Consider the following 10969-nt stretch of genomic DNA (forward strand, 5'->3'; position numbering starts at 1 on the left):
CGGATATCGGAGCGTAGACCCGCGCGGCCCGCGCGCCAGGCGCGCGCGGCGACACCATGGCGCCGCAAACGAAGCGCCGCGCTGACTTCGCTGCCGGCGCACCGGTTTCGCCTTCGTCCCGCACGAGCGAGGGCGGTCCTGGCTAACGTCGCGCTATCCATAGACATGCAATTCCAGCCGGATACGGCAAAGTGAGGCCCGATGACTGTAACGATCCAACCACGCGCGCAAGCGCTTGTCGACACGATTCGCGAGCGCATTGCGGAGGCGCGGCGCATGCCGGGACTGGCGGCGCGGCACGAAGCCATCTTCGATATCGTGCCCGCGATGAAGGCGCAAATCGACGAGTTGCTGGCCGACGACGCGCTCGTCGCGGACCAGGCCATGCAGTCGCTGCGCGAAGCCTTCGAAGCGTTCAAACACGATCACGCGATTCCGCGTCTGCCGTACTCGCCGCAAATAGACGCCCGCTATCCGTATCGCGACGAGTTGTCGAATCCCGTTTACATCGTCGCGTTGCGCTCGAAGCAGGGGCCGAATGCGACAGCAGACTCGCATCTCGCCGCGGTGCAGCGCTATATCGATCCGGGTCTGCATGACCGCGCGCGCGCCGATGCCTATGCAAGCGCCATGTACTGCCGCACGATCGGCCCCGCTGACCTGCGCGATGCGCGCGAGCACACGCTCATTGGCGAGCGCGGCGCGTTCGCGGCGCGGGCGATCCGCGCGGGCGAATGTCTCGGCGTCTATGGCGGCCGGCTCATGAGCGCGGCGATGTTTTTTTCCTGCGTGGAGGAATCGTTCGTGCTGAGCGCGAATTCGGACAATGCCGTCGCTTTTATCGATGGCGAGAACATTCTGGCGATGGCGAACACGTCCCTCGCGTACGACGCCGAAGGCGCGCCGGTTGCCCAGGCCGATGACGACGGCTACAACATGGAGGCGCTGACGTTCGATGCGTCGTCACGCTGCGGCCGGCACTTCTCGATCCGCGCGTTCTTTGCCCGACGCGAGATCGAACCGGGCGCCGAACTGAGGTGGAACTATCGCTATTCGCCGGAAATCGTCGAGCACGTGTTTGGTGGTGCACGCCGGCAAGCGCAGCAGGCACGCGCGAACGAGTTCTGTTCGGGCTGAGCGGCGCGGGCATGCGCGTTCGTCAATGGACGTGTTGCTGTTGCTCGCAGCGCCCCATTCCGGCGCCTGGGACGATATGAGCGCACGCGCCGAAGTCTGCGTGTGGGAAATGATGCGTCAATTGCAACAGTCGCGCTTCGCCGACTGATCAGCGATTGCGTCCTTGATGGCGACGCACAGGCGGAAGGCGACGATTTGCGCGTTGCCGGCGGCCCGCTCGATGGCGTCGGTCGGCTCGAGTTCGAGCGCGTGTTCGTATTCGCGCAACGCGGCGATGTCGTCGCCCGATGTTCCGAGGCATTGCGCCGTGCCGGTCAGCCGGCGAGCGATCGTCAGCGCGTCCGCATAGCGGCGTTCGGACAGACACAGGTCGAGTTGCGCGCAGTAGTCGCGAATCTGCCCGAAGTGCTTTTCGAGCAGCGCGACAAACTGTTCCGGCGGACAAGTGAGTGCGAGCCGGGGCACATCGCCGTCGACGTCGCGCGGGTCGCCTGCACGGGTCGAGCGCTTCAGAGATTTCATGTATCGAAGGGTATTCAGCAATTCATCATAGTTGACAGGCTGCGGATCGCAGTCGGTGAGACCCGCGGCAATCGACGTAACGATACATCGATTGGCGGAGCCGCGCAGCACGCGTGAAGCATGAACGTTCGCATCGAGGGCCAGGTTTTCGGCCTCTTGCGCTCTTTCGACGGCGTTGGCGACCTAGCATCACGGCACCGTACGTGACAGGCGAGGAATTGATGAACCCGCCAGCCCAACACGCGCCGCACCGGTCGACGCAATCACCGCAGAATGCCGCGGCTCATCGCCGCGGCGATATTGCGGCCGCCATCAAGCGCATGCGTGGTGGCGAAGCGACCAGCAAACCGTCACCCGTGCACCTGAGCAGTACCACCGGCTGCAGGCAGGTGCCAGCCGGTCAGGTCGCAACGCCGTCGCATTCCTGATCGGGGCGCCGGCTGGGCGAGTTGTTGCACGAAGAACGGCCATAAGGCCATGAGGCGTCCAATTCGAAACCTCGACAAAGATTTTGTGCATATTGAGAAGGATTGTTCACAGTGGTTAAGACGACAAGAGCAGTGTTATTGGGGTTGATTCTTTCCGTGACGGCGCTTTCCGCGCAAGCCGGCGAGACGAAAAAGGTCGATGTCCTGCTGGTGGGCGGCGGCATCATGAGTTCGACGTTGGGCGTATGGCTGCATGAGCTCCAGCCCGACTGGTCGATGATGATGATCGAGCGCCTCGACGGCGTGGCCAAGGAAAGCTCGAATGGCTGGAACAATGCGGGCACGGGACATTCCGCGTTGGCCGAACTCAACTACACGCCCGAGAAGCCGGACGGCACGATCGACATTTCGAAGGCCGTCGAAATCAACGAGGCCTTTCAGGTGTCGCGCCAGTTCTGGGCCTGGCAGGTCAGGAACGACGTGCTCAGGAATCCGCGATCGTTCATTAATTCGACTCCGCACATGAGCTTCGTCTGGAGAGACGACAACGTCCGTTTCCTCAAGAAACGCTACGATGCGCTGCAGGCGAGCCCGTTGTTCCGCGGTATGAAGTACTCGGACGATTTCGACCAGATCAGGCAGTGGGTTCCGCTGATGATGGAGGGGCGCGACCCCGCGCAGAAGGTCGCGGCGACCTGGTCCCCCGTGGGCACCGACGTGAACTTCGGCGAGATTACGCGCCAGTTCGTCGGATACCTGCAGAGCCAGCCCAATTTCACGCTTTCGCTCTCCAGTGAAGTACGAAGCATCAAACGCAATGCCGATGGTACGTGGCGAGTGTCCTACGTGAAGACCCAGACCGGTGATTCCGGGCAGGACGTGGACGCGAAGTTTGTGTTCATCGGTGCAGGCGGTGGTGCGCTGCACCTGCTGCAGGCATCGGGTATCCCGGAAGCCAAAGACTACGGTGCGTTTCCCGTCGGTGGTTCGTTCCTGGTGACGGACAAGCCGGAGATCGTGAGCCGGCACCTGGCCAAGGCTTACGGCAAGGCTTCCGTCGGTTCGCCGCCGATGTCGGTGCCGCACCTGGACACGCGCATCATCGACGGCAAGAAAATCATTCTGTTCGGACCGTTCGCGACATTCTCGACCAAATTCCTGAAGACCGGGTCGTACCTCGATCTCCTGAGCAGCACCAATGTGCATAACGTCGTGCCGATGGTGCATGTGGGCATCGACGAGTTTCCGTTGGTCGAATACCTGGCCGATCAGCTGATGTTGTCGGATGACGATCGCTTCAATGCCCTGAAGGAATACTTCCCGCAGGCGAAGAAGGAAGACTGGCGCCTGTGGCAAGCCGGTCAGCGCGTTCAGATCATCAAGCGCGACGGTGCGAAGGGCGGCGTCCTCAAGCTCGGTACGGAAATCGTGAGTTCGCAGGATGGCAGTATCGCCGGTCTGCTGGGCGCGTCGCCGGGTGCCTCGACCGCTGCGCCGATCATGCTAAGCCTGCTCGAGAAGGTGTTCAAGGACAAGGTCGCGACTCCGGCATGGCAAGAAAAGATCCGGCAGATCGTGCCGAGTTACGGAACGAGGCTCAACGACAGCCCGGCCATGGTCTACCAGGAATGGACTTATACCAGCGACGTGCTGCGGCTGACGCCGCCGCCGCAGATCGATCCCTCCGTCGCGCCGCGTTCGACCGCGGGAGCGGGTGCGTCCCGGCCGAACGAGGCTGCGGCTGACATGGCGCTATAAGCGCCATGGGCGCTCTCAAGCGTCCTGCCGCAGTACGGACGGTGAGGCGTTTGCGATAGCTGAACCGATCGGGATAGGTATGTCCCGATCCGCATTGGAACGAAGGAACACGAAGGGAACGGCGCGCGAGCCGCAGCATCCCTGTCGTGTTTCATCGCGAGTATCACAGCCAGAGAGGAACATCATGAAACGGTTAATGAAGGCGAGCGCAATGAACCTACCGAAAGGCAGGCGCGGTCTGCTTCGCGCCTTGGGTGTCGGGGCTGTCGCCGTGACTGCGGGCGCGAGCATTTCGGGGGCTCGTAGTGCTGTCGCTGCGACCACGGGAGCAAGCACTTCGGTGGATGCTGGGGTACGGGCGTTCAAGCTTTACACTGGGTCCGATAATGCATCGCATGTGCTTGAAGGCACGATAGACCAAATGGATCGCACTGATGTAGTCGCCATCCATTTTAAGGAAACGCCCGCGCACGCCTCGTACGGTTGGCACACTGCCCCGGAGTCGCAATACGTGATTACGCTGTCGGGAACGCTTGAATTCACTACCCGTGAGGGGGAGACATTCGTGGTGCGACCCGGAGATGTCCTGCTCGCCGAGGACAATATCGGCATCGGCCACAAATGGCGCCTGATCGACGATCAGCCGTGGAGGCGTGCATATGTAGTGCTGAAGCCGGGCGCCAGGGATTCCTTCGTGGCGAAGAAGGGCGGTTGAGAACTTTTCCATGAAGAACCTGGCAATTGCTTTAGTGGACCGTCCTGGTACCCTCGCGGAAATGACCGACGCTCTTGACAGAGCAGGTGTGCGCATTGAAGGTGGCGGCGTGTTTGTTGTTGACGGATGTGGCGTGGGACATTTCCTTGTTAAGGACGTATCCAGTGCCCGTCGTGCGCTTCTCGCCGCAAACATACAAGTATTGTCCGAACGAGATGTGCTCATCCCGAGACTCAATCAATCCATAGGAGGACAGTTCAGCCACTTTATGCGCAGAATGGCCGAAGCTGGTATCAATATCGAAGTCCTGTACACCGATCGACACAGCCAGGTCGTCATCGTAGTTGACGATATCGAGGCATCACTTGCAGTCAACAGGGCATGGGATATCGAACAGGACATGCTGTGGAGTCTGTTCAATGACGGACTCCACTAGACGGGCTGGATCTGGGCAACATAGTGAAGACGAGTCGATAAATCAAGCGGGGCCAATGATCATGCATTCGCGGCGCCTTACCGCCTGTGCGCGCCCAGAGGCCGATCATTGACTCGCGACCGTAGCCGTCGCGAGCGGCATCGGCATCGTGTTGTCCTCGAACGCGACCTTGGCCGCACGGATGGCATCCGCGAAGCGCTGCAACGGCCACGGCGAACCGCATACGCGCTGGCATGTCTCGCGGCCGACTCTGCATATCCGATGCGCGTCACGCGCTTTAATACGGCGATATCCACGGATGCAAATGGCTGATACGCGCGCCCTGGCCGCGTATCCATTCGAGCGCGTACTGGCTCGTGCCAGTACGCGATTCCTCGACACCGCGCGCACTGTTGCGCACGCCGTGGCCTATGGTCCGGCCATGATGGCAGAGCGCGTCGATGCGCCCGCGCGGATAGCCTTGCGCAATGCGCTCGAATGCATCGCGGTCTTGCGCAACGAGCGCCGACTGAGGCTGTTCGATCTCATGACGCGCGACTTCGGCAATCACGCGCAGCACACCGGCACGCGAAACGAAGGTGCCCGTGCGCATCACCTTGCTCATTCGCGTGCGCATCTGTTCCGGGGTCTGCCCGACGTGCACCTTGACCACACGTTCCAGCGCGCCGCGCGAGATCACTAGCGATAGCGCGGGCTCGCGCGTGACTTTGTCCCACAGTTGGCGAAGGCGGTCTTCGAGTTGTTCGCCCTGGTCGCCGCGCGCCGCGCGCTCGCGCATCTGCGTTTTGCTTCCTTCGCGCAGATGCTTCAGTGTCTGGCGATGCACCGATAGTTGCTGCCCGACATCCTCGACTTCGTCGGATACGGTCATGTGACGCGTGCTGAGCTTCGCGTAGTGCTCGAACTCCTTCTTGTGCTGTTCCGCGTATTGAAGTATCTCGCCTTGCAGACGTCCAATGCGAATTTCCAGTTGATCGATATCGCCATGGCTTGCGCCTGTTCCGACCGAAAGAGACTCACCTGTTTTCGCTTTCGGCATGCCCTCGCGCGTGAGCCTGGTGCGCTCGGCGTTCACTTCTGCAATCCTGTCCTTGTAGTAGGCGTCGAGTTTCGGCGCCACATGTTGACCCAGTGCTTCGATGTCGTCGATGTCGATGAGCTTCGCGAACTGTTTCTCCACCGCCTCGATCATGGCCTGAAACGCCGCGCGATTCGCGGTGAGCGCGGTGGTCACGGTCTCGACCTGCCCGGCCGCGCGCGCGATGTTAGGACCTATCAGGCGCACCTCGCCGAAGGTCACGCCGGACGATTGACGTTGCACGGCGGCCTGCAGATTATGCTGCGCGTTCTTGAACACCCGCAGCACCTCGCGCGTGGCGATTTGCGCGGGCGTCACACCGAGCCAGCGGCGAAACCCATTCATGTGGTCCATTGTTTTACCTTGCCGCCGCGCAACCGTCGACACGCGCAAGCTGCGGGCGAAATCCTCCACCAGCAAGCGCTCGACGACGGGGTACAACGGTTTGAGCCGGGGATGCAACACGAGCGCCATGAACGCCTGCAACGCGTCTTCCGGCTTGACTTGCGGTTCTGCGGCACCGCTTTGCACAATGTGATCGAGCGCAGTGTCGAAAGATTCCTGAAACTGACGCTCGGGATCCGGCGGACGGCGCGACAGCCGGCCTTGCACGGGCTGCAGGCCGTGCAGCCATTCGGTGACCTTGTCCGCGAGTTCGGGACTCACGTGGTCGATCATTTCGAAGGTGCTGACGTCTCCCAAAGCGCGCAGCGTATCGCGGCTCGCCACGGCTTGCACTTCGCGCGCCGCGTTGCTGCGGCTGCTCTTTAGCAGATGGACTTTCTGCCCCAATGCGGCGATACGTTGTTCGTGCGCGGCGCGCAGTTCGGCGCGGCTCGTGCCGGCTTGCGGCGGCCGTGCCGCGATGCTTGCGACCGGCGCGTCGGCGGTACGGGCTTCATGCAATTGTTCGAGGCGGCTCGACTTTTCTTCGAGCGACGCATTCAGCTTTTCGACAACCGCGCGCGCGCGTTCGCACTGTTTGCCGAGCGTATCGACGCTGCGCTGCGCGATGTCATTGCGCGCTTCGAGCCGCGCAATGACCTGCTGCACTTCGGCCTGCGACATTGGCGGGGCATCGGGCGCGTCGGATTGTGCGGGGGCCTTCAGCGCGAGTAACTGGGTCTCGATCTCACGGATTTCATCGGCGAATGCGAGTATCGCATCGATATCGCGTTGCCTTGCCCCGAGCGCGATGGCACGGTTCGCGGGTTCGGACCGTTGCTGCGGGGGGGGGGGGGGGGGGGGGGGGGGGGGGGGGGGGGGGGGGGGGGGGGGGGGTAGCTGGCGATGAGCGGGTTCGCCCCGGCGCGCAAGCTGCGTTCCCGTTGCGCGCCGGTTGGTGCTCCAGTTGCTCCGGTCGTTGCGGCTTCGTGCTCCGGCACGTCGTGAGGTCGTTGCGAGGATCGAATCGGCTGAACCATATGTTTCCTTTGGTCGGGCGGTGGCTCACCGATGCCGCCGCGCGAAACCAGAAAAATCCGCGACGTATGAGCCTATGACGAGTCGATTGTGGCCGCCGACAATACGCAAGCAACGAAGATGCGGCGAATAGGCGGCGACGAAGGCGAAACAGCGCTGTGTGTTGCCGAACAGCCGCTCGCTGCGAAACAAGCCTGCCGTTCGGGCTTCATTGAACCGGTTCGCTGAAGGAATACGGATTTCGCCGACTCTCGATCGTGTGCCGCGCGGCGCTTGCGATACTTGGCGCGTATTCAGGAGACGTCGCTTTCGTGATCCGCCTGCAAGTCCATGCGCGCGCAGCGTCACTCGCGTTGCGCGTTTGTGCCGTGGTGCGTTGTCGACCGGTTGCATCGCTGACCGGTACGCCAAACCGATCTCAGGACAGCCATGAAACGTGTCGATAGCCCCTCCGCGCCCTTCACGAGTGCCGCAGCCGATGCTGCGGAGTACGATCAATCGGGATCGACGTCGTCTGGCGCGCCGTCACGTAGACGTTCACCGCTGCGCAGCCGCGCTGCGGGACTGTTTGCGGCGCTGACGCCGTCGTCCATGCGCGCACAGCGGCATCAGCAGCAACCCCGGCAGCGTCCCCAGTTGCACGGCAACCTGCCGGCTTCGCTGCATCGACCGGGTGGCGCAGGCACAGATGCCCGCATAGCCGCCACATCAACGGGTGCACCAAGGCCCGCGACGGCAGCGGGCAGTTCGACGGCTCCCACCATGCCGGAACCAGTGGACCTCGCGGCCGAGTACGGCCTGTCGCGCCCGCCGATACCTGGAATCATCTTCGCCGTGAGCGATGCCCGACCGGACTATCCCGCACCGGTTCCGGGACGCCCATTGACATCCGATGAACGGAACGTGATGTCGAATTGGGCGAGCCGGATCGACAGAACCTTGCCTCGTAGCGCCAAGGCCGCATTCCACCACGACGTGGCGGCGCTCGGCCAGGAGATGTCCGGCGATGGCGCGCTCCTCAAGACCTGCATCGACCACATGCGCGAAGGTCTGACCGAATGCGCGGATCGCGCGCTGCTGATGTGGCAGCAGGTGCAGACCGCCCGTCAGGCGCATCATGCGAGCCGTGGCGCATTCGATGCAGGCCAATTGTTTTTGCTTGGCCGCGGCATGTACCGGCTCGGCCAGGTGGACGCCTACGCGCTCACGTCCGCAAGCGGGCGAGGGTATGGAAACGACGAAGGCGTCGAGGTCGTCTTGCGCGCTCGCGAAACGTTACGCGAAACCCTCGAGCTGCCGATTCCGCACACGGACGGCGCATCGACGCACGACGCCGGTGTCGTGATCGAAGGACTCTCGGACGACGCGTTGAAAGCAGCGTGCTCGCGGATCATCAGAGGTGAATTGCGCGACGGCGGCAAGGCGCTAGCCGAGTTCCTCGCTAGCTGGACGCCGCTCGTCACGCATCTCACGGCGACCACGCCCGAACTGGCCGATTTGCATAAGTCGATCAATCAATACCGCGATGGATTGATCGATAGCATTGAGGCGCACTGTCACGATCCAGCGTCGCAGGCGGCCGCCGGCAAGGCGCCGCTGACGAGCGCGCAATACGGCGCGCGGCTCACGCAGGGCGGTGCGCAGGTCGGCGAGTTGCGCGATGCCGCGAATCTTGCCGCCGTGCGTGGCGCATATTTCCCGGTTGAGCCAGGAGCGCTCGAATCGCAATGGCAGGGCGTCACCGCGATGCGCACGCGAACAGCGGCGAGACCTTTCGTTCAAGGCTTGCGCGATGCGGCGAGCCAAGGCACGTTCAAGGCCGGCTGGGTGCATCCGACATATCGCTGGAATCATCTGCATATCGCGGCGGCCGCGGGCGATGCGCAATTGACTCGCGCGCTGATCGAACACGGCGTGCCAGCGGATCAGGCGGACACCTCCGGGCTCGCGCCACTGCACGTCGCGGCCGCGAGTGCGAGCGCCGGTTCCGTTGCGGCCTTGATCGCTGTGCGGGCCGATGCGAATGCGCCCGACCGCGCGGGGTATCGTCCGTTGCATTGGGCCGCGCGCTCGGGCGACCGGCGCACTGTGGAAGCAATGCTGCCATCGGTGACGGAAATCGACGCCGTGCATTCCGACACGGGCACGACGGCGTTGCATCTTGCCGCGACGCTCGGCAAGCTCGACGTGGTTCGTGCGTTGCTCGCGGGCGGGGCGAATCCGTTGCTGAAAACAGCGGACGGATCGACCGTGCGCGATGCGCTGAAGCACTCGCAAGCCGCCCGTCGCGCGCCGGAATACAAGCTCACTTACGAAGCATTGAAGGCGGCTGAACGCGTGACGCTCGCCGCTGTGTCCAGCCACGCGCGGTAGGTGTCGATTTCAGGAAGCGGTCGTGCCGGACAGCATATCCGCCGCGGTGCACGACTCACGTTGCGCTGAACGCGCGCCGTATCATAGCGGCTTGCGCGCGACCACAGTCGGGAACATGCGCGCGCGGTCGTCGATGAACTCGATATCCACGAAACCGGCTTCGCGAAGTTGGCTATCGGTTTGCGCATGAGTGCGGAACGCGCTCCATTGCGCTTCGATGATGCGCACGAAGAGCAGATGCTGAAGCGCAAGCACTTCACGGTCGATCTGCGCCATGTCCCACGGCGACTCCGGCGACAGCGTGGGCGGTGGCGTCAGGAAACTCGTGACGAGCTTTCCGTCCGGCTTGAGCGCATCGAAAAACGAGCGATACAGCGCGACGACACGGCCGTCGTCGGGCTCGTAGATGTTCAGGCCGTTGCTCGTCAATACGTCGAAGCCGCGATGGACGCCCAACGACCATGCGTCCTTGCGATGCAGCGATACGCGCACGGAGAGGTCTCGTTCACCGGCGAGCGCGGCCGCGTGATCCAGCGCGGCCTGATCCAGATCTACGCCGACGAGTTCGATGTCTTCCAGCCCCGTGTAGTCGAGCAGTAGCAATTCGCCCATCACGCCGCACGGAACCGATGCGAGCACCATCCCCGGCGCCAGCAGTGCCTGCAGCGTACGACGGAAAATGCCGAAGCGTTCGCGTGTCGCGAGCACCGCCGGCAGCGTGTCGAAAATCCGCGATTCCAGCGCGGTCATTGCGACGGGCGCAGCCGCGCCGGCTTGATACGTGACCAGCCGATGCGTCCAGTCAGCATTCAAGCCGCGATGCTCGAGCAGAAACCTGCCGAGTTCGAAGCCGGACAACTCGTTCGCGAGCGCGATCTGTTGCTCGACGGTGGCGCCGGGTATGTCTCCCGCGCCGCGCAATCTCTCGACGATGGTCCGCAGCCGGTCTTCATACCCGGTCTTCGCGTTGCCGCCGTGAGAAATCAATCGGTCATCGGCGTTGGCTTCAATTGCGGCTTGATCTGTTTTCGTCATTACCGGTCCTCTAGGGAAACGCTGATTAATGAAGCTCGGCGGTCATCGCGAACGTAGCCGAGGAC

Annotated in this window: 8 protein-coding genes; 5 read left to right on the forward strand and 3 right to left on the reverse strand. The window is 62.9% G+C overall.

What is annotated here, in order from left to right; translation table 11 throughout:
* Positions 1-201 precede the first annotated feature (201 nt).
* The gene (locus M0D67_RS37650; RefSeq protein ID WP_266242360.1) at positions 202-1137 is read left to right on the forward strand and encodes a type III effector protein; all 936 of its coding nucleotides are present in this window, start codon (positions 202-204) and stop codon (positions 1135-1137) included.
* A 117-nt stretch (positions 1138-1254) separates the two neighbouring features.
* On the opposite strand, the gene M0D67_RS37655 is transcribed toward M0D67_RS37650, so the two are convergent.
* Positions 1255-1659: a hypothetical protein gene (locus tag M0D67_RS37655; RefSeq protein WP_266242361.1), complete on the reverse strand. Its 405-nt coding sequence runs from the start codon at positions 1657-1659 to the stop codon at positions 1255-1257.
* A gap of 539 nt (positions 1660-2198) precedes the next feature.
* Here M0D67_RS37655 and mqo point away from each other — a divergent pair.
* The 3 genes from mqo to M0D67_RS37670 all read left to right on the forward strand — a co-directional run bounded on the left by mqo (position 2199) and on the right by M0D67_RS37670 (position 4996).
* Positions 2199-3845: a malate dehydrogenase (quinone) gene (gene mqo, locus M0D67_RS37660; RefSeq protein WP_266242362.1), complete on the forward strand. Its 1647-nt coding sequence runs from the start codon at positions 2199-2201 to the stop codon at positions 3843-3845.
* A gap of 421 nt (positions 3846-4266) precedes the next feature.
* Positions 4267-4560: a cupin domain-containing protein gene (locus M0D67_RS37665; protein ID WP_244306448.1), complete on the forward strand. Its 294-nt coding sequence runs from the start codon at positions 4267-4269 to the stop codon at positions 4558-4560.
* A gap of 10 nt (positions 4561-4570) precedes the next feature.
* Positions 4571-4996, forward strand: coding sequence for a hypothetical protein (locus M0D67_RS37670; RefSeq protein WP_266242367.1), 426 nt, complete (start codon positions 4571-4573; stop codon positions 4994-4996).
* A gap of 277 nt (positions 4997-5273) precedes the next feature.
* On the opposite strand, the gene M0D67_RS37675 is transcribed toward M0D67_RS37670, so the two are convergent.
* Positions 5274-7142, reverse strand: coding sequence for a hypothetical protein (locus tag M0D67_RS37675; protein WP_266242370.1), 1869 nt, complete (start codon positions 7140-7142; stop codon positions 5274-5276).
* A 783-nt stretch (positions 7143-7925) separates the two neighbouring features.
* Here M0D67_RS37675 and M0D67_RS37680 point away from each other — a divergent pair.
* Positions 7926-9869 carry an ankyrin repeat domain-containing protein gene (locus M0D67_RS37680; protein ID WP_266242372.1) on the forward strand — a complete coding sequence of 648 codons (1944 nt, stop codon included), beginning with the start codon at positions 7926-7928 and terminating at the stop codon, positions 9867-9869.
* Between the two features lie 81 nt (positions 9870-9950).
* Here the strand turns inward: M0D67_RS37680 and M0D67_RS37685 are convergent, their stop codons facing one another.
* Positions 9951-10904: a methyltransferase domain-containing protein gene (locus tag M0D67_RS37685; RefSeq protein WP_266242374.1), complete on the reverse strand. Its 954-nt coding sequence runs from the start codon at positions 10902-10904 to the stop codon at positions 9951-9953.
* Positions 10905-10969: the final 65 nt, after the last annotated feature.

Origin of the sequence: Paraburkholderia sp. SECH4 (assembly GCF_030511745.1) — a bacterium.
In the GTDB taxonomy this organism is placed as follows: Bacteria; Pseudomonadota; Gammaproteobacteria; order Burkholderiales; family Burkholderiaceae; genus Paraburkholderia; species Paraburkholderia madseniana.